Source organism: Rhodococcus sp. JCM 9793, assembly GCF_055380405.1.
Genome location: NZ_AP043721.1, coordinates 5,430,541 through 5,449,383 on the forward strand (window position 1 = coordinate 5,430,541; position 18,843 = coordinate 5,449,383).

The window sequence follows — 18,843 nt, forward strand, 5'->3', positions numbered from 1 at the left end:
CTGCACTTGTCCCTCGACGCTTAGGACACGCTTTCCGATGGCTGACGCTTCACCGATCATTCCCGCCGATCTCAAGCCCGCAGACGGCCGCTTCGGCTGCGGCCCCTCCAAGGTCCGCCCCGAGCAGTTGCAGTCGCTGGTCGACGTCGGCGCTTCGGTGTTCGGCACCAGCCACCGCCAGAAGCCCGTCAAGGACGTCGTCGCGCGTGTCCGTTCGGGCCTGCGCGACCTCTTCTCGCTGCCCGAGGGCTACGAGGTCGTCCTCGGCAACGGCGGCACCACCGCATTCTGGGATGCCGCAGCATTCGGCCTGGTCCGCGAACGTTCGCAGCACTTCACCTACGGCGAGTTCTCGTCGAAGTTCGCGACCGTGACGAAGAACAACCCGTTCATCGGCGACCCCGTCGTGGTGAGCGCAGATCCGGGCTCGGCTCCCGAGATCATCGCCGACTCGTCCGTCGACCTGATCGGTTGGGCACACAACGAGACGTCGACCGGTGTCGCTGTGCCGGTGTCGCGTCCTGCGGGCTCCGACAACGCACTGATCGCGATCGACGCTACATCGGGCGCGGGTGGGCTGCCGGTGAACATCGCCGACACCGATGTCTACTACTTCGCGCCGCAGAAGTGCTTCGCGGCCGATGGCGGCCTCTGGGTCGCACTGATGAGCCCGGCTGCGCTCGAGCGCGTCGCCGAGATCAAGGCGTCGGGCCGGTTCACGCCGGAGTTCCTGTCGCTGCCGATCGCGGTCGACAACAGCAGCAAGGACCAGACCTACAACACACCGGCGCTCGCAACGCTGCTGCTGTTCGCCGATCAGATCGAGTGGATGAACAGCAACGGCGGGCTGGACTGGACGGTCGCGCGCACCAAGGATTCGTCGTCGCGCCTGTACGAGTGGGCCGAGGCGTCCGAGTTCGCCACGCCTTTCGTCACCGATCCGGCTCTGCGGTCGCAGGTCGTCGGTACCATCGATTTCGCCGAGGAGGTCGATGCGGCACAGGTCGCGAAGATCCTGCGGGCCAACGGAATCGTCGACACCGAGCCGTATCGCAAGCTCGGTCGGAATCAGCTGCGTGTCGGCATGTTCCCGGCGATCGATCCCGAAGACATCACGCAGCTGACCAAGAGCATCGACTGGGTCGTCTCACAGCTCTGATTTCACAGCTGTGATTTCACAGCTCTGATCGCTGTTCGCGGCGCTCGCCGAGGGGGCCGGATCCATATGGGTCCGGCCCCCTCGGCATTCCTTGAAACTCTCAACCACACATCGAGACATAATCGGCAAACCTAGGACGATAACGCCTCCGCCCGGAATTCTTGTGATCCGGCTCGGCGTGGCGCGGCGTGTCCCCCTCCCGGATCGTGGACAACTCCGTTAATCTCGGGCAAGTCGATCGCGAGCCGGCGCGAGGAGGTCAGTGTGCGAGAACTGAAGGTGGTGGGTCTCGAGCCGGATGCTAAGCATGTCGTGCTCGCGGATCCCACAACGGGGGACAAGTTCCGCATTCCGGTCGACGACACACTTCGCGCCGCGTCACGCGGCGACCTCGCACGCCTGGGGCAGATCCAGATCGAAACCGCCAGCACGCTTCGCCCGCGGGAGATCCAGGCCCGCATTCGGGCCGGTGCGTCCGTCGAGCAGGTTGCCGAGGAAGCCGGAATCCCGATCTCGAAGGTCGAGCGGTTTGCCTATCCGGTGCTGCTCGAGCGTTCCCGCGCAGCCGATATGGCACAGAAGGGGCACCCGGTGCGCCCCGACGGCCCCACCGTGCAGACACTTCTCGAGATCGTCTCGCAGGCATTCCGTTCACGCGGACACAACCTCGACGACGCGACGTGGGATGCATGGCGCGACGACGACGGGCACTGGGTCGCCCAACTCGAGTGGCAGGCCGGTCGTTCCACCAATGCCGCACACTGGCGCTATCAGCCGGATGCGCACGGTGGCACAATCGCCGCGCTCGACGACATCGCCGCCGACCTCGTCGACCCGGATTGCGGTCGCCCCCTGCGTTACCTCACGCCGGTGTACTCGTCACGCGACACGGACGACACGGTGGACACCGAGACCGAGCGGTTCGTTGCCGCACCGGCCGACGCGGTCGTCATCGACCGGCAGCCGGAGCCCGCCGACCACGACACCGCTGTGGTGGAGACGGGACGGACAATGCCCGCCGTCGCAGAGCACGACACCGACACCGAGTCTCAGCGGGGCGCTGCCGCGTCGGCCAAGCCTGCAGCGAGCCCGAGCAAGGACAAGCGCGGCAAGCCCGCATTGCCCTCATGGGACGATGTTCTGCTCGGCGTCCGCAGCAACGGACGCGCCTGAGGGCCGACGCCGATGGCGGCGGTCGTGTCGACGCTCTGGTACGTCGACGCCCCGGATCCTGCTGCAGTACTGCGTAATTCGACCCCCGACCGCGATACGGCGCACGCTCTGCTTGCGCGGCTGTATCCCGATCGGCACGCCACCGCGGTCGGTCGTGCGACACTCGCGCAGGTGGCCGGGGGCAAGGGCTCGGACGACGCAGAGTTCGACGACGACACGGTCTTCGTCGGCAGCTTCCCCGGCGTCACTGTGGTGTGCAGCCGCGAACTCACCCACCGCCGACCCTCCGCAGTGGGCGTCAATTGGCTGCACACGCTCGCGTCCGAGAACATCTACCTGATCGTGTCCGACGCTGCCGGTGGGTGGGGTTCGTTCGGGGCGTGGGAGCAAGGCACACTCCGGCGCGCGTTCGGAGCCGGTGCCATCGAGTTCTACGAAGACGAAGGAATCCCGTTCCTGTGGGAACGTCCGTTTTGGTCGGGAGAACATCCCATGCGGTGGCCGGCCGACGCCGTGCCGCATCCCGAAGCGCTGCCGTTCCATCCCCGTCGTCTCGTCGAAGCCGCCAACGCCGCGTGGCTCGGCTTCCGGTACGTCGGTCGCGGCGACGGCGAACCCGCACCCGCCGACATCGAAGTGTGGAGTTTCGCCCTGCACCGACCGGGAGAACCCGTACCGCCTACCGCATCGACCGCACAGCAGACCAAGCGCTCGTGGTGGCGTCGCGCGGCAGGGCTGTAGTCCCCGCCACGCTCATCCGAGCAGCAGCACACCCCACGCCACGGGCACAGCGGTCGCGATACCCAGCGCCACCCACCGCCACACCGGCCGCCGTCGCCAGACCAGGAGAGTGGGCGTGGCCCCCGCGACGGCCACGACATTGACGAGCACCGCCACCGCAGGATGAATGTCGGCGAGTACATCTCCGATCGCGATGAACGTGACCGCGGTCAGCGTGAATACGAACGCGGTCAGCAACAGCCCTGTCGACCACGGGGTCGGCGCGGATACGGACCCCGCACTCATCGGGGGATCCGAACCCGCTCGTAGAACGCCATCGCCGCAGCCGTCGCCACATTGAGCGAATCGGTTCCCGGCGCCATCGGTATTCGAGCACGTACATCGGTGGCGCGCATGGTCTGCTCGGTCAGCCCGGGTCCTTCCGCGCCGAGCAACAACGCCACCTTCTCCCCTGTCATCGCCTCGGCGAGCGGCATCGCCTCCGGATTCGGGGTCAGCGAAATCAGCTGGAATCCGCGGTCACGCAGCGTGTCGAGGTCGTGCGGCCATCGGTCGACGTACGCGAACGGGACCCGCAGGACATGCCCCATCGATACGCGCACCGCGCGCCGGTACAGCGGATCGGCGCAACCCTTACCGAACAGCACTGCATCGACACCGAGCCCTGCCGCATTGCGGAACATCGAGCCGATGTTCTCGTGATCGTTGACGCCTTCGAGTACTGCAACAGTGGTGGCCTTCTCGATCACCTCGACGACGTCGAGCGGCTCGGGCCGGTACGCGACCCCGAGCACGCCGCGGTTGAGGTGGAAGCCGACCACCTCGGCCATGACGTCCGCGTCGGTCCGGTAGAACGGCACCTCCGGCGACAATCCCGCCCACCCCCCGGCATCGCACAGGTCGTCGGCGAGTTCACCGAGACGACGATCGACACCGAGCATGGCGTGCAACGGGAATCGGGAGTCGAGCATGCGCTGCACGACCAGCACGCCTTCGGCGATCACCAGTCCCTTGCCGCCGGGAAGATCGGGACGCCGGTCCGAGGAATTGAGATCGCGGAAGTCGTCCAGCCTGGGGTCGGCGGGATCGTCGATGTCGATGACGTGAACCACGACCACATTCTCCCAGCCGGAGGCGCGATCGCCGCATCGGACTCGACTTAGTCGTCCTCGGCCACCAGCTCCGTCAGGATGACGACTGCGTCGCGCAAGGTGGCGATGCCGGCGTCGTCGAGCTTCGTGAGACGTTCGGTCAACCACTCTTCGCGCGCCTGGTGCTCATCGGCGAGCAGGCTGTCTCCCGCGGACGACAACTTGACGATGATCTGTCTGCCGTCGGTGGGGTGCGGGGTGCGATCCACCAGGCCGAGTTCGTTCAGCGACGCGATCACACGGGTCATCGACGGCGGCTGAACCCGTTCGCGGGACGCGAGCCCTCCGGGGGTCATCGCCCCTTCCGTCCGCAACGTCTGCATGGCCGACAGTTGGGTCAGAGTGACTCGGGAATGGCTGCGCTGTCCCCGTAGATGGCGCGTCAAACGCACCACAGCAAGCGCGAGGTCGCCTGCGAGTGCCCGTGTGTCCGAGATCATGGCGAGCACAATACGGGACAGACCGGACCTTCGACCCAGCGCTGTGTCAGGTGAGCAGTTCTGTGAGCGGGTCGACGGAGAAGTACAGCGCGAACAACGCCGCCACGACCCACAGCAACGGGTGGATGGTGCGCACCTTGCCGCTCACCGCATGCAGGACGACCCAGGTGATGAAGCCGACGCCGATGCCGTTGGCGATCGAATAGGTGAACGGCATGGCCATGATCGTGAGGAACGCGGGGAGCGCGACCTCGAACTTCGTGAAGTCGATTTCACGGACCTGACCGATCATGAGCGCACCGACGACCACGAGCGCGGGCGCCGCAGCCTCGATCGGCACGACCTCGTAGAGCGGGGTCAGGAACATCGCCAGCAGGAACATCAGACCGGTGACGACGTTGGCGAGGCCGGTACGGGCCCCTTCGGCGATACCCGATGCGGATTCGACGAACACGGTGTTCGACGACGCGGAGGCTCCACCACCGACGATGGCTCCGGCCCCTTCGACGACGAGGGCCTTGCCGATGCCCGGTAGGTTGCCGTCCTTGTCGGTGAGGTTGCCTTCCTTGCCGAGTCCCGTCATCGTCCCCATGGCGTCGAAGAAGTTGGCGAGCACGAGCGTGAACACGAGCAGCGACGCGGCGATCACGCCGATGCGGGTGAACGCGCCGAACAGGTTCACATCACCCACCAACGCCAGGTCGGGCATGCCGATGAAGGATTCGGGCGCTGCGGGAAGACCGAGGTTCCAGCCCTTCGGGTTGGTGCCCTGCGACGGCCCGACCTCCGCTATCGCCTCGACGATCATCGCGAGGATCGTGGTGGCGACGATGCCGATGAGCAGGCCACCACGAACCTTCCGCACCACGAGAACACCCATGAGCAACACACCGACGACGAAGACGAAGGTCGGCCACGACGCGATGGAACCGTCGATGCCCAGTCCGACAGGGACGGTGGTGCCTGCTGCGTCGGGGATGCGCCGGACGAATCCGGCGTCGACCATGCCGATGAAGGCGATGAACGCGCCGATACCGGCCGCGATCGCTGCCTTGAGTTCCTTCGGGATCGCATTGAACACGGCTGTGCGGAATCCGGTGAGGGCGAGCGCCACGATGATGATGCCGTCGATGACGACCAGACCCATCGCTTCCGGCCACGTCACCTGGGGAGCAATCGTCACCGCGAGCAGGCTGTTGATACCCAGGCCGGCGGCAATCGCGAACGGATAGTTCGCGACCACACCGAAGATGATGCTCATCAGACCGGCCACCAGGGCGGTGACCGCGGCGACCTGGTTGACCGGCAGGATGTTGCCCAGGACGTCGACCTTCGCGGTCGCGTCGTCGGCAGAGAAACTGCCGAGAATCAGGGGATTGAGCACCACGATGTACGACATCGCGAAGAACGTGACGAGTCCGCCACGCACCTCACGCGAGACCGTCGAACCTCGCTCGGTGATCTTGAAGTACGTATCCAGAAGTGATGATTTCTTGGAGTCGGTGCCTACGGCCATGTCCACTTTTTCCGCTCGTCGAGTACGGTGCGTCGCAACGGGTGAAGATTATTGCAGCGGCGAGGAACTAATCTGCAATTCGTGAGAGATTCAGAAGACATCGCCGGACGGGTCCGGACCCTTGCCGACCCTCGGCCCGCACTCGCGATCGGAACGGCATTGTGGGCGATCGCCGCAGCCGTGATCCTGTTCGCCGGCGACCGCTGGTCGGACGCCCTGCCCGTGTGTATCGCCGGAATCATCGTGGGACTCTTGGGAACTACTCTGTTCCTGATTCAGAGGTCGGCGTCGCGGCGCGGAAGGCGGGGCGCGCAGGTGGGCCTGGACTGAGCCCAGCGGTTCATCGTGCACCGAAGCTAGCGGCGTGCCTGCCTGCCCTGTATCCACGTGATCAACCACACCCACAGCAACGCCCAGCCGACACCGAGAATCCACCCGGCGAGGACATCGGTCAACCAGTGCGCCGCGAGGTACACGCGGGTCAGCCCCACCAGCACCGTGTAGGCACCGAGGCCGACGATCGCGGCAGTTCTCCGGCGATCGCCCCGGGGCCAGGTCCGCATCGCGACGGCCACAAGGGTCGTGGCGATCACGGCGCTCATCATCGCGTGCCCCGACGGGAACGACCACGTGGCGAGGTCCATCAGGCGATCGGGCTCGGGCGGGCGCGTTCGGACTGCAAGATTCTTGATCGCCGTCATCACGGGCCACCCCGTGGCCACCGCTCCCCCGACGAGCAATGCGTCGGCCGGCCTGGATGCGCGCAGCAGGAGCACCACCGCAATCGTGGCGACCACCGCGTTCGCGATCCCACCACCGGCGTGAGTGACCACGGTCATCGCCGTGGTGAGCTCCGGACTGCGAATGCCGACCACCCAGTCGAGCACCGCCTCGTCGAGTGTCACGGCCTCGTCGACCGTCACGAGCTACGGGACAACCCGGTGATCGCGCCCGGCAGACCGAGGCGCGTGCAGTGGACGGTGCCGGACGCGTCGATCCACCACGGCACGTCGCGGTCGCCGGTGATCGCGCCGGTACAGCGCACCGTGAGCTGCTCGTGTACCACCAGTGGCCGCGCGGGCAACGACAGTCCTCCCGTGACCGCGGCAAGCACCGCGTCCGGTTCACGCCGCCACGTCGTGGCCCGGCCCGGCCCGGTCGGTTCACCGGACATCACGGCCGACGCCGCGGCAACGTCGAGGAGTTCGGCGAGTGCGGCCGCGGCAGCGTTGTCGACGACGACCAGCCGGTCGGCCGGGATCACCGAAGCGAACCACGGCAGGTCGGCCACGAGTGCATCTGCGGCATCGACAACGGCCCCCGCGAGGCTGCGGACACCAGCGGGCAGGATCACTCCGTCGAGATCGACGGTGCCGGCAGCGTAGGACCGCGCGAGTGCGGTGTGCGCCGTGACGACGACGGCCGGGTCGGGGTGACGCCCCGGGTCTGCGAGCCGGTCGAGCAGGGTCTCTGCGAGATCGGGATCGTCGATCCCGGCGCCGGCCAGGCACGTGCGGAACACTCCCGCGTCGGGATGTGTGCACGGATCGAGCAGGCCCTCGAAGCAGGTGTCGTCCACGTACCGGAGGTGGCCCAGCGGCTGATCGCCCAGGACGGCGTAGTTGCGCAGCCACCACGCGGTGTAGCCGTCGCGGTCGGTGAGTGTCGCGGCGGTGTCGGGCTCCGCGGCCAGCAACGCGAGGGCCCGATCCCAGCGAGTCTCGTCGACGAGGTCGAGATCGCGCACAGCGACGAGCGTGTCGGGATCGGTCTCGACGGTTTGCCACCATGTGTCTTCGTCGGGTAGATCGTGGTCGGGTCCGGTCGGTAGCTCGGCGCACAGCACAGTGAATCCCCACCCGACCCCGATCGCGCGCAGCGCATCAGCGCCGTACTTCTCGACGAGATCCGTGTCGACTGTGCCGAACGGCGAGTCGTCGACGAGAACCTCCGCGAGAGGTGCATCCGGGAGGAGCAGCTCGTCGGCGGGGACGAGTTCACCGTCCGTGTCGGGTAACAGCAGCATCCCGAGTTCGCGGGGCACAGCCGCCGCAGGGACCTTCGCGACGAGCGTCAACACGACCGCGGCGAGGTCCTCAGCCGCCTGGTCGTCGGGGTCGTGGTGCAGATCGTCGATGGCCGCAGCGAGCGCGGGATCGCCGAGCAGGTCCTCTGCGGTCACGGTGCCGGCGCCGAGCCGGGTCAGCAGCGGGTGCGCCGCATCGGGATGCACGAGCCGCACCCACGGCAACGCGACAGAGCCGAGATCGTGCAGGACCGTGGTCCGGGGGCCGGTCACCGTCCGTCCGTCGGACAGCGGCACGGGCAGCGCCGCGAGCTCCTCTGCCGTGACGGCGTCGACGACCAGCGGAGTGAGCGCCTCGTACAACCGGTACCACCATGCCGGTTCCCGCGAGTGCCCTGCGAGCAGATCGGCGATACGCGCGAGACCGATGCGATGCACGTCGACGGCAGCGAGCGCCGCCGCGTGTCGCGGCGAGCACAACGCCGGGGAGATCAGCCCGGGAACGACCTCGTCGAGCGCGTCGGCCAGGGCGTCGTCGAGTCCGGTCAGCGCGGTCGCGCGGTCGGGTGCGAGATCGTCTCCCCCGCCCGCGGCGGGAAGCCACCTGGTGCGGCGAAGCTCATCGAGCAATGCCTCACGGATGCGTCCGTCGACCTCGCTGCGCGCGAAACCCGGTATCGGCACCAGCGCGAGTCGCTGATCACCGGGTAGGGCCGCGACGAAGTCTGCGTACCCCTGGACGAGATGCTCGACCGGGGCCCCCGGCAACATCCGACGACGGTCCGGTTGCATCGGAACGTCGGCGACGACGAGCGCGGGCAACGACAGTTCCTCGTCCGACCGGGTGGGTGCGCGGAGCACGTCGTCGTGGACCGGCCGGACCACACCCTCGACGACGGGCACCAGCCATCGGGCCGAAGCACCGCGATGCTCCCACCAGCAGTGATCACCGACACGGAGTTCCCGAAGCCCGGACTCGAGAATGCTTTCGGTGCGGACGAATTCGTCTTCGTCGATGACGATCGTCTGCAGTGCGGGTAGTTCGAGCAGCAGATCGATCGCCTCACGGCGGAAATCGTCGAGCAGCGTCTCGGTGTCGATTCCGGAACGGACGTCGAGCACCACTTCCGAGTCGCTTCCCGCGGCAGGTGCTGTAGTGCTCGGCCACACCAGGCGCAGGGTCGGCACCCTGCCGTCGGGCAGGGCCGATCCGTGTTCGGCCAGGACGTCGCGGGTCTGCGCCGCGGAGAACCTGATGGACCCGGTGCGCGACCGCACCTCGACCTCGTCCGATATCGCAAGGACGGCGGTGAATCCGACGCCGAATCGCCCCACACCACCGGTCTTGCTCGACGCACGTAACGCGGTCAGAGCCTGGACGCCGGCCTCGTCGAGGGGTGCTCCGGTGTTGGCGACGTGCAGGCAGGTTCCGACCTGCCACACCCGCAGGGTGCCCGGAATTCCGGCACGACTCGCGGCGTCGGCCGCGTTCTGTGCCAGTTCGGTCAGTACCCGGTCGCGGTATCCGGCGCGGACGAGATCCGCTTCGGTGGCGATGTCCTCCCGCAGACGCGTCGGCGACGATCGCCACGCGGCAACGAGACTGTCGCGTAGCGCCGCGGTACCGAACGGGTCCGCGGTGTCGGAGACCTGCACGTCAGTCGGTCTGTTCCGACTGTGGGTTCTCGGTGACGGCAGCGTTCTCGGTGTGTTCTGCAGCGACGGCAGGGAGCTCGACGATCTCGACCGCCCCGTCGTCGTATGCGTCGAACTGCGGCGAACCCGCACCGGTGGGCAGGGTGGTGTCGGAGTGCGCACCGCAACCGAATTCGGCGTGCACGACATGACCGTCGGCGGCGTATTCGTTTCCGCACACACCGAACGCTGCCCGCAGCGACCCCGCGAGGGGCAGGTAGAACCCGCACAGCATGCACGTCGACGGTGCGGCCTTCGCCATCTCCGAGCCGGGCCCGTAGTCGCCGTCGAACCACCGCTGCGCTGCGGCGAGCCTGCCTTCGCGACTCATCACCTGTTTGCGGCCGAGCCCGATCTCTCCGGCAGTCTCGTCGACATCCGGATCGCCGGAGGCGGTGTAGCCGGGCACGAGCCGCTCGTCGTCCGGCGCGGGGGCGAGCAGGTCGCCGGGGCCCAGGTCGCCGGGGCGGATTCGTTCGTTCCACGGCACCCACTCGGGCGCGACCAACGATTCGGGGCCCGGCAACAGTACGAGTTCACTGACGGTGACGTGGTCGGATTCGGGCGCTGCGGCCACCACGACGGCCCACTGCCAGCCGTGATATCCGGCCAGATCGGCTGCGAAGCGGTGGGTGGCTGCGCATTCGTCCTCGGCGGCGACACCCAGATAGGCGCCGACGACGCCCTCTCCGAGCTCGTTCAGGGCAGCCCGAGCGACCTCCACGGCCTCAGCGAGCACCGATCGGACGGCCGGATCCACCGAAGGAACCGTTCCGGGGGCAACGGCAGAAGATGCAACGCTCACGAGCACCATTGTGCCGGACCGATGCCCCGGCGTGGTGCCCGGCCATGAGAAGACACACGAGACGGCGACGAAGGAACGGCAGAAGGCAACGGGAAGATGGGCTCATGATGCGTCGATCGGCCACCTTCACCCTCGCTCTCACACTCCTGACCGCAGGCTGCAGCGACACCGTCGTCGACGAATCCGGGCCCCCCGCAGACGAGCTGCACGTCGAGATCGTCGCGGAGCATCCACACGACCCGGCGGCGTTCACCCAGGGCCTCGAACTCGACGACGGCGAACTGTTCGAGGGCACCGGGCGCGAGGGATCGTCATGGGTGTCGGCACGCCCACTCGACGCACGCACCGAACGCACCCGGGTGCCGCTCCCCGACGACATGTTCGGCGAGGGCATCACTGTTGCGGGCGGAGTGGTGTGGCAGCTCACATGGAAGGACGGCGTGGCGTTCGTCCGCGACCGCGACAGCCTCACCGAGCAGCGACGCATCACCTACGACGGTGAGGGCTGGGGTCTGTGCGACCAGCCCGACCGCCTCGTGATGAGCGACGGCTCCGCGAACCTGACATTCCGGGCCCGCGACACGTTCGCCGAGCTCGGACAGGTCACGGTGCATCGCAACGGTCGTGCGGTGTCGAACCTGAACGAGCTCGAATGCACCGACGACGGCGCCGTGTACGCGAATGTGTGGAAGACCGAGGAGATCGTGCGAATCGATCCCGAGTCCGGCCGGGTCAGCGCAACGATCGACGCGTCCGCGCTGCTCGACCGGCTTTCCGACGCAGATCGGGACGATGTCGACGTCCTGAACGGGATCGCTCATATCCCGGGCACGGACCGCTTCCTCGTGACCGGCAAGTTGTGGCCGACGCTGTTCGAAGTGCGGTTCGTCCCGTGACCCCGCCTCGCGAGCGACGCGACAACCGGCCCGACTGCACAACGGGTGCGCGGTGGTGAAGAATCGAAGAGTGACCGAACGGGAAGAGCGACCTGCCGACAAGGCGGATGATCGTGCCCCGGGCTCTCGGCATCCGGGCTACAGCAATTATCCGCCGCCGCGCCGCGTCTCTGCGCGCCGCACACCGTTGCCGCCTCTGCATCCGACAGACGAGTCGCACCGCTCCCGCCAGGACAGCTCGGACAAGCGCGCAGCGAAGGACGCCGGGCCGCCGAAGGATTCTTCCGACACCAAGGACGGCCGGTCGGGGGGTGAGAACACCGGGCCCCACGCACCACGGATGCCCCGCAAACTCACGGTGACGCGGGTTGCGGCGTTCCGGAGCCGCGAGCTCACCCACAAGGGCATCGCCACGTTCCGTCGCGCCGCGACTGCCGACGGCGCCGACAAGTCGGGTCTGACGGCACTGACGTACGCGACCATGGCGAATTTCGCCGCCGACGCCGCGATGGCGGTGGCGTTGGCGAACACGTTGTTCTTCTCGGCCGCGACCGGTGAGGACAAGACGAAGGTCGCGTTGTACCTGCTCATCACGATCGCGCCGTTCGCGGTCATCGCGCCGTTGATCGGACCTCTCCTCGATCGGCTCCAGCACGGACGCCGTGTCGCGCTGGCGACATCCTTCGGGCTGCGAACGGTGCTCGCTATCGTGCTGATCTTCAGCTTCGACAGTTGGGGGTTGTATCCCGCTGCGCTGGCGATGATGGTGCTCAGTAAATCGTTCGCGGTGCTCAAATCCGCGGTCACTCCGAGAGTGCTGCCCCCCGAGATAGACCTGGTCCGCGTCAACTCCCGGCTCACCGTGTTCGGCCTGGTCGGAGGCACGCTCGGTGCCGGGGCGGTCGCGGCGGCAGCCGCGTGGGCGTTCAATTCCGCCGGCGCACTGTGGTTCTGCGCCGCCATCACCGTGCTCGGGGCCTACCTGAGTATGCGGATACCGGCGTGGGTCGAGGTCACCGAAGGTGAGGTCCCCGCAACGCTGTCGTACCGCGGATCCGATGCCCGTACCGAGGTGCTCGACACCAAGACCGAGGTGATCTCCCACGGCAACAAGAGTCGGCAACCACTCGGCCGCACAGTCGTCACCGGGTTGTGGGGCAACGGCACGATCCGGGTGCTCACCGGCTTCCTCACCCTGTTCATTGCGTTCGTGGCGAAGAGTGCCACCGAACAGTCACCGCTCATGCAGGCCGCCATGCTCGGCCTGGTCGGCGCTGCAGCGGCGATCGGCAACTTCGCGGGTAACGCAACCGGTGCGCGGATGGCGCTGGGTCGGCCCGCTCTGATCGTCGTACGATGCACCGCCGCCGTGGTGGTCGTGGCTGCGATCGTCGCGGCAACCGACAATGTGCTCGCCGCCGCGTTCGCCGCGTTGGTTGCCGCGTGCGCGAGCGCCCTGTCGAAGGTGTCGTTGGACGCGTCGCTGCAGCAGGATCTGCCCGAGGAGTCCATCGCGTCGGGATTCGGCCGATCGGAAACCGTCCTTCAGCTGAGCTGGGTTCTCGGCGGCGCGCTGGGGGTTCTGCTGCCCACCGAGCTGTGGATCGGCTTCTCGGTCGTGACGGTGGTACTGGTTCTCGGTTTCACCCAGACCCTGCTCACCTACCGTGGAAAGACGTTGCTGCCCGGCCTGGGCGGCAGGAGGCCCGAGCATGCCTCCACCGAAACTGCCGCCGAGCGCCGAGCGCGCGCGGACGGGCAGCCGACACGAAATGGGAGCCGATGAATCTGCAAGCCCGGACGAAGAAGGCGATCGCGCTGATCGCGGTAGTCCTGGTGGTGGTCGCCGTGGGTATCGGCGCGGTGGTGTGGAAACTCGTCGACTCGGCCGAACCGCGACTGCCCGAGATCACCGCCTACGGAGACGGCAACTCGGTCACGGTGCCTCCGACCCAGCACTGCAACATCAACCTCGAGGACTGCGTCGAGAATCCGATCACTCAGCTCTCCGTCCGCGCCGGATATCCGCTGCAGTTGTCGCTGCCGTCGGAGATCTCCGATGCGCCGTGGCGTCTGATCGCCGTATACGGCGATCTCCAGACCGGTCAGACGTTCCTCGACGGCATCATGGTCGAGCCAGGACAGCAGAGCGCGATCACCGTGCCGAGCGATCCGAGCCTGCAGTTGCTCGGCGTCGAGGTCCAGCTGCCCTCCGCTGTGGTGGACGAAGCGGGCGAGCCGATCGCTCACGCCGTGTGGGCCGTCCAGACGTTCTGATGCCGCTCCCCTGTGGCCGATGCGCGGGGGTCGACGAAAGCCGAATGCCGCATCCGGTTCGATCGGATACGGCATTCGGCATTTCTGTCCGGTGGTCCGGCTCAGTGATCGAGCTCGCGAGCGATGGCGCGCATGACCTCGGAGATCCGCTGCCCCGACTTGCGGTCCGGGTAGCGACCACGCTGCAGGTCGGGCTGGATTGCAACCTCGAGCAGCTTGATCATGTCCTCGACCATGCCGTGCAGTTCGTCGGGTGAACGTCGTTCACGCGCCGGTGCTTCACGTCGTCCGCTCTGCTGCCGCAACGACGGCGTCTCGAGCAACTCGACCTTGAGTGCCTGGGGTCCGCGACGACCGACGGCCATCCCGAAATCGACACGCTGGCCCGCTTTGAGGCTCTCGACGCCCTCGGGGAGTGCCGATGCGCGGACGTAGACGTCCTCACCGTCGTCCTGGGACAGGAAGCCGAAGCCTTTCTCCACGTCGTACCATTTCACCTTGCCGGTCGGCACCGCGCTCACCTGCTCCTGGACGGCCGTGCCCGAGACACGGTGTGGACATGCAAAACAACGCGCCCCAACCCTCATCGAGCGGGACGCGCAGACGCGTTCAGTGTACCTCGACGCACATACCGCCCGGGACCGCTGACGACTACCGTGGACTCCGTGGGTAACTCTTCTTCCGATTCTGCTCGTGCGCCTCGTAAGGGCCTGTTCAACGCGGCCATCGCGTGCTTCGCGGTGGGTATCGTGGCAGTCGTCGCAATCTTCCTGACACCGATCGTCACCGACGGCAAGCCGGGCCTCGTCCTGTTCCTCCTCACTCTCGCGTGGCCGCTCGGCTTCGCGCTGGCCATCGCGTTCGCCCTGCAGTCGGGTCGGCGCTCGAAGGGCGGTAACGGCTCATGAGGGTAGTTCTCAACATCATCTGGCTGATCTTCGGCGGCCTGTGGCTGGCGCTCGGATACTTCGTCGCCGGCATCATCTGCTGCATCCTCATCATCACGATCCCGTTCGGTATCGCCTCGTTCCGCATCGGCGTCTACGCACTGTGGCCGTTCGGGAAGACGACGGTCGACAAGCCGACGGCAGGGGCCGGTTCACTGATCGGGAATGTGATCTGGATCGTGATCGCCGGCATCTGGCTGGCCATCGGACACATCACGACAGCGATTGCCATGGCCATCACGATCATCGGCATTCCGCTGGCGATCGCGAACCTGAAGATGATCCCGATCTCCCTGATGCCGCTCGGGAAAGACATCGTTCCCGTCGACGCGCGCCCAACGTATATGTGACCTTAATCACGTAACGAGCTGATAACGGCGGGGGCTCGAAACGGGTTTGGGGGTCTACTCGCGCGACTACCAGCGAGTTCGCTCCGACATCGCCCCAGCACAGCCTCGAAACCGCAAACGGTCGCGCGTTATCAATTGGTGACACTTGCCCACCCGAACCGTTACCGTCGTGATCGGTCGGACCACCTGGTCCAACCAACCCGGGCCCGCCGCGCCAAATTCCTGTCCCGCGGATGTCCGGTTATCCCGACAAACGATCCACAAGGGACAGGAAACGGGGGACCCAACCGGTCTCCCTCGGAAGCACCCGGCCCCCGCCGGACGCTTCCCCGGAGGCCCGGCCCGCCGCTCACGCGGCAGGCCTTGGGGTGAAGCCGGAACGCTCGATGAGCGCAACGGCCGGACTACCTCTTCAGTCCGAACCCGACAGCTGACCTCGTAGGCGCGTGCGGAGAGGAAACGACCGACATGAGCGGACGCCATCGCAAGCCCACCAATACCGGCCGGACCGTCGCGAAGTTCGCGCTGACCGGCGCCGTCCTCGGCGTGACAGGTGTCGCCTTCAGCGGCACCGCCACCGCAGCACCCGACTCCGACTGGGACCGCCTCGCACAGTGCGAGTCCGGCGGCAACTGGGCCATCGCCACCGGCAACGGGTTCCACGGCGGGCTGCAGTTCTCGCCGAGCACCTGGAACGCCTACGGCGGCCAGGAGTACGCACCCACCGCCAACCAGGCCAGCCGCGACCAGCAGATCGCAGTCGCCGAGCGTGTCCTCGCAGGCCAGGGCTGGGGCGCATGGCCGTCCTGCTCTTCGAGCCTCGGACTGTCCAGCGCTCCGACACAGCGTGAAGCCCCGAGCGCACCCGCTCAGTCCGCGCCGCTCACCGAGAACCGTCAGGTTCCGCAGCTCCCCGATGCTCCCGCACTGCCTGCCGAGGCCCAGGGCATCATCGACGGCTTCGAGCAGGGCGTCGACGCACTGCAGGCCGCCGGTATCGCTCTCGACCCGGCCGTCCTCGACGCGGTCCGCGCCGTTCTGCCCCAGTAGGCAACACTCAGCGATACAAGCAGAGAACCCCGCACCGGATTCGGTGCGGGGTTCTCTGCTTGTATCGGGAGTCCGGCAGGCGAGGAACTCAGCGGTTGATGACGGTGTACGGGTGCGTGTAGGGAAGCTCATCCGCCGGGACCGGGAACACGGTGTCCTCGCCGTACGGAGAGAGCGGACCAGAACGCGTCGACGACAGTTCGGTGACCGCGTGGTCTCCGTCTGCCAACTCCGGCCATCCGCGATCGACGTAGAGGTTCTTCGATTTGTCAGCCATGACGCCCATTTTGGCAGGTGAGTTCGTCTTAGGCCATCTCAGGTCTCTAATCTGGAACGAATGACACCCGCCACGCCCGCCCCCGACACCGGATCGGACTCGCTCGCCCGGTGGCTGTCCGATCGCCGCGACACGGAACTTGTCGCGCTCCTGCGCTCGCGACCCGACCTGGTGGTGCCCCCACCCGCGACGATGAACGTGCTTGCGAATCGAGCACGCCAACGCGCGTCGGTGTTCCGCGCAGCGAACGACTTCACCACTGCCGAGTTCGGGGTCATCGAGGCACTGGCGCGGCTCGGAGCCGTCGACGACGGGGTGACGAGGAAAACTCTCGTCGACGATCTGCGCGGACGGATCACCGCCAAGTCCGTCGATCGGATTCTCGACCGGCTGCGCTCCGGCCTCCTGGTGTGGGACACCCCCGAAGGTCTGCGTCTTGTCGCGGCCGCCGTGGAAGCCGTGCCGTGGCGGGTCGGACGCGCACCCGAGACGGACGCATTCACCCGCGAGGAGCTCGATCAGGTTCTCGCCGAGCTCAACCCCGCACAACGCAGCATTCTCGACACCCTCGCACGTACATCGCCCATCGGGCGCACCCGCGACGCCGCGCCCGGCTCCGACGAGACCCGCCCCGTCCAGAAGCTCCTGGCGTCCGGGTTGCTCACCCGCATCGACGACGAGACCGTCGAACTTCCTCACCGGGTCGGACAAGCCCTGCGGGGCGAAGCGCCGTACGACCCGGCATCACTGACTCCCCCGAGTTTCGAGGCGACCACCAAAGCCGCCCCCGACACGAACAGCACCGCCGCCGGCGCCGCCCTGGAGTTGCTGCGCCACTGCGAGGACCTGATCACCGCGCTGGGCCGGCAGCCCGCCCCGGCGCTGCGCTCCGGCGGGCTGGGGGTCCGCGAACTCCACCGGCTCGCCAAGACCCTGGACCTCACCGACGACCACACGGCATTGCTCACCGAGGTGCTCACGGCGGCGGGACTCATCGCGCGCGGAAATCCCGACCCCGCCCCACCCGGCGACATCGACGACTACTGGGCTCCCACGACCTCGGCCGACGGATGGCTCACCGCGAACACCGGGCATCGCTGGGCGGTGCTCGCCGGCGCGTGGCTCGACGCGCCGCGGCGACCGTGGCTCATCGGGCGCCGCGACCAGAACGACAAACCGATCGCGGCGCTGTCCGACGAGGTGAACTCCCCGACCGCGGCCTACGACCGCCGACTGATCCTCGAGGTCCTCGCCGACCACGTCACACTGTCCACCGCCGAAGTGCAGGCCATCGTGGCATGGCGGAGACCTCGGTCGGCCGGGCACTTCGGCCACGAGACGGTGACCGAGACGATCCGCGAGGCCACCGCACTGGCGCTGGTCGCCCACGACAACCTCGGGTCCCCCGGCAAAGCCCTGCTCCACGGTGGCGACGCCGAAACCGAGATGGCGAACGCGCTCCCCGACCCTGTCGACCACGTCCTCGTCCAGGCCGACCTCACCATCGTCGCCCCGGGTCCTCTCGTCCCGGAACTCGCCGGGCGGGTCGCGCTCGTCGCCGACGTCGAATCGGCCGGCGCCGCCACCGTCTACCGGATCAGCGAGGGCAGTGTGCGCCGCGCGCTCGACGCGGGCCTGGGTGCAGGCGAACTGCACGCCCTGTTCTCGGCCCACTCACGCACACCGGTTCCCCAGTCGCTGACCTACCTGATCGACGACGTGGCGCGACGCCACGGTCGCCTGCGCGCCGGTATCGCGTCGTCGTTCGTGCGCGCCGACGACCCGGCGCTGCTCGCGGAGGTGCTCGCGGCGCCGGTCGCTGCAACGTTGGCGTTGCGCGCGGTCGCGGCGACGGTCGCCATCTCACAGGCACCCCTCGCAGAGGTGCTCACCTCGCTGCGGGAAGCCGGCTTCGCACCGGCGGGAGAGGATGCGTCGGGTGCGGTACTGGATCTGCGACCGCGCGGCGCACGGTTGGTCGTGCCGCGGTCGCGTCCCCGATACGCCGGTCCCCTGCCACCCAACGACGAACAGCTCGAGACGCTCGTACGCACCCTGCGCGCCGGCGACCGTGCCGCCTCCGCCCCGGCGGGCACACCGGTGCGCGGAGACGGCAGCCGCACGGGCGGCGCGGCAACGATCGCATTGTTGCAGCTGGCTGTGCACGCGAAACGCAGCGTGACCCTCGGATACGTCGACGCTCAGGGCACCGCGACACGGCGCATCGTCGATCCGGTCAGCGTTGCGGGTGGGCAGCTCGAAGCGTTCGATCCCACGACCGGTTCGGTCCGTAGTTTCGTGCTCCACCGCGTCTCGTCGGTCGCACTCGTGGACTGAACG

The 18,843-nt window shown here is 67.6% G+C and carries 20 protein-coding genes and 1 riboswitch; of the genes, 11 read left to right on the forward strand and 9 right to left on the reverse strand.

Features of this window, described 5'->3' with window-relative positions; translation table 11 throughout:
• Positions 1-37 precede the first annotated feature (37 nt).
• The 3 genes from serC (at position 38) to ACZ46K_RS27250 (ending at position 3,073) form a co-directional block, all read left to right on the forward strand.
• Positions 38-1,159, forward strand: a complete 1,122-nt coding sequence (gene serC, locus ACZ46K_RS27240; protein ID WP_464745815.1) for a phosphoserine transaminase — start codon at positions 38-40, stop codon at positions 1,157-1,159.
• 264 nt (positions 1,160-1,423) lie between these two features.
• Positions 1,424-2,332, forward strand: a complete 909-nt coding sequence (gene sepH, locus ACZ46K_RS27245; protein ID WP_464745816.1) for a septation protein SepH — start codon at positions 1,424-1,426, stop codon at positions 2,330-2,332.
• A 12-nt stretch (positions 2,333-2,344) separates the two neighbouring features.
• Positions 2,345-3,073, forward strand: coding sequence for a DUF6928 family protein (locus ACZ46K_RS27250; RefSeq protein ID WP_054807091.1), 729 nt, complete (start codon positions 2,345-2,347; stop codon positions 3,071-3,073).
• 12 nt (positions 3,074-3,085) lie between these two features.
• Here the strand turns inward: ACZ46K_RS27250 and ACZ46K_RS27255 are convergent, their stop codons facing one another.
• The 4 genes from ACZ46K_RS27255 to ACZ46K_RS27270 are packed head-to-tail and all read right to left on the reverse strand — an operon-like array spanning position 3,086 to position 6,180.
• On the reverse strand, positions 3,086-3,358 hold the full coding sequence (locus ACZ46K_RS27255) for a DUF2537 domain-containing protein (RefSeq protein WP_054807092.1): 273 nt from the start codon (positions 3,356-3,358) through the stop codon (positions 3,086-3,088).
• Complete coding sequence (locus tag ACZ46K_RS27260) at positions 3,355-4,185, reverse strand: TrmH family RNA methyltransferase (protein WP_464745818.1); 831 nt, start codon at positions 4,183-4,185, stop codon at positions 3,355-3,357. Before ACZ46K_RS27260 ends, ACZ46K_RS27255 begins: the two co-directional genes overlap by 4 nt.
• A gap of 47 nt (positions 4,186-4,232) precedes the next feature.
• Complete coding sequence (locus tag ACZ46K_RS27265) at positions 4,233-4,664, reverse strand: MarR family winged helix-turn-helix transcriptional regulator (RefSeq protein ID WP_464745820.1); 432 nt, start codon at positions 4,662-4,664, stop codon at positions 4,233-4,235.
• Between the two features lie 46 nt (positions 4,665-4,710).
• Positions 4,711-6,180, reverse strand: coding sequence for an NCS2 family permease (locus ACZ46K_RS27270; RefSeq protein WP_464745822.1), 1,470 nt, complete (start codon positions 6,178-6,180; stop codon positions 4,711-4,713).
• An 81-nt stretch (positions 6,181-6,261) separates the two neighbouring features.
• Between ACZ46K_RS27270 and ACZ46K_RS27275 the strand changes: the two genes are divergently transcribed.
• Positions 6,262-6,510, forward strand: coding sequence for a DUF2530 domain-containing protein (locus ACZ46K_RS27275; RefSeq protein ID WP_464745824.1), 249 nt, complete (start codon positions 6,262-6,264; stop codon positions 6,508-6,510).
• A 26-nt stretch (positions 6,511-6,536) separates the two neighbouring features.
• Here the strand turns inward: ACZ46K_RS27275 and ACZ46K_RS27280 are convergent, their stop codons facing one another.
• The 3 genes from ACZ46K_RS27280 to ACZ46K_RS27290 are packed head-to-tail and all read right to left on the reverse strand — an operon-like array spanning position 6,537 to position 10,715.
• Entirely contained in the window at positions 6,537-7,103 is a 567-nt protein-coding gene (locus ACZ46K_RS27280; RefSeq protein WP_464745827.1) for a phosphatase PAP2 family protein, read from the reverse strand.
• Positions 7,100-9,862: a sacsin N-terminal ATP-binding-like domain-containing protein gene (locus tag ACZ46K_RS27285; RefSeq protein ID WP_464745829.1), complete on the reverse strand. Its 2,763-nt coding sequence runs from the start codon at positions 9,860-9,862 to the stop codon at positions 7,100-7,102. Before ACZ46K_RS27285 ends, ACZ46K_RS27280 begins: the two co-directional genes overlap by 4 nt.
• Position 9,863: 1 nt before the next feature.
• A complete protein-coding gene (locus ACZ46K_RS27290) occupies positions 9,864-10,715 on the reverse strand; it encodes a DUF3027 domain-containing protein (protein WP_464745831.1) in 852 nt (283 codons plus the stop codon).
• Between the two features lie 98 nt (positions 10,716-10,813).
• On the opposite strand from ACZ46K_RS27290, the gene ACZ46K_RS27295 reads away from it, so the two are divergent.
• The 3 genes from ACZ46K_RS27295 to ACZ46K_RS27305 all read left to right on the forward strand — a co-directional run bounded on the left by ACZ46K_RS27295 (position 10,814) and on the right by ACZ46K_RS27305 (position 13,879).
• Positions 10,814-11,602, forward strand: coding sequence for a glutaminyl-peptide cyclotransferase (locus ACZ46K_RS27295; RefSeq protein WP_054807177.1), 789 nt, complete (start codon positions 10,814-10,816; stop codon positions 11,600-11,602).
• Positions 11,603-11,672: 70 nt separating this feature from the next.
• Positions 11,673-13,388 (forward strand): MFS transporter, encoded by a 1,716-nt coding sequence (locus ACZ46K_RS27300; protein WP_464745833.1) that lies wholly within the window; start codon positions 11,673-11,675, stop codon positions 13,386-13,388.
• Entirely contained in the window at positions 13,385-13,879 is a 495-nt protein-coding gene (locus ACZ46K_RS27305; RefSeq protein ID WP_464745835.1) for a DUF2771 domain-containing protein, read from the forward strand. Before ACZ46K_RS27300 ends, ACZ46K_RS27305 begins: the two co-directional genes overlap by 4 nt.
• 101 nt (positions 13,880-13,980) lie before the next feature.
• Here ACZ46K_RS27305 and ACZ46K_RS27310 read toward each other — a convergent pair whose 3' ends face one another.
• Entirely contained in the window at positions 13,981-14,391 is a 411-nt protein-coding gene (locus ACZ46K_RS27310) for a cold-shock protein (protein WP_464749490.1), read from the reverse strand.
• Between the two features lie 144 nt (positions 14,392-14,535).
• Between ACZ46K_RS27310 and ACZ46K_RS27315 the strand changes: the two genes are divergently transcribed.
• From ACZ46K_RS27315 to ACZ46K_RS27325, 3 genes are all read left to right on the forward strand, one after another.
• On the forward strand, positions 14,536-14,787 hold the full coding sequence (locus ACZ46K_RS27315; RefSeq protein ID WP_054807172.1) for a hypothetical protein: 252 nt from the start codon (positions 14,536-14,538) through the stop codon (positions 14,785-14,787).
• A complete protein-coding gene (locus ACZ46K_RS27320) occupies positions 14,784-15,176 on the forward strand; it encodes a YccF domain-containing protein (RefSeq protein ID WP_054807171.1) in 393 nt (130 codons plus the stop codon). The genes ACZ46K_RS27315 and ACZ46K_RS27320 overlap by 4 nt, the downstream gene beginning before the upstream one ends.
• A gap of 333 nt (positions 15,177-15,509) precedes the next feature.
• Positions 15,510-15,637: riboswitch (cyclic di-AMP (ydaO/yuaA leader) on the forward strand.
• A 7-nt stretch (positions 15,638-15,644) separates the two neighbouring features.
• Positions 15,645-16,226, forward strand: coding sequence for a transglycosylase family protein (locus ACZ46K_RS27325; RefSeq protein ID WP_054810388.1), 582 nt, complete (start codon positions 15,645-15,647; stop codon positions 16,224-16,226).
• An 88-nt stretch (positions 16,227-16,314) separates the two neighbouring features.
• On the opposite strand, the gene ACZ46K_RS27330 is transcribed toward ACZ46K_RS27325, so the two are convergent.
• Positions 16,315-16,503, reverse strand: a complete 189-nt coding sequence (locus ACZ46K_RS27330; protein WP_054807175.1) for a hypothetical protein — start codon at positions 16,501-16,503, stop codon at positions 16,315-16,317.
• A gap of 60 nt (positions 16,504-16,563) precedes the next feature.
• Between ACZ46K_RS27330 and ACZ46K_RS27335 the strand changes: the two genes are divergently transcribed.
• The gene (locus ACZ46K_RS27335) at positions 16,564-18,840 is read left to right on the forward strand and encodes a helicase-associated domain-containing protein (RefSeq protein WP_464745837.1); all 2,277 of its coding nucleotides are present in this window, start codon (positions 16,564-16,566) and stop codon (positions 18,838-18,840) included.
• Positions 18,841-18,843: the final 3 nt, after the last annotated feature.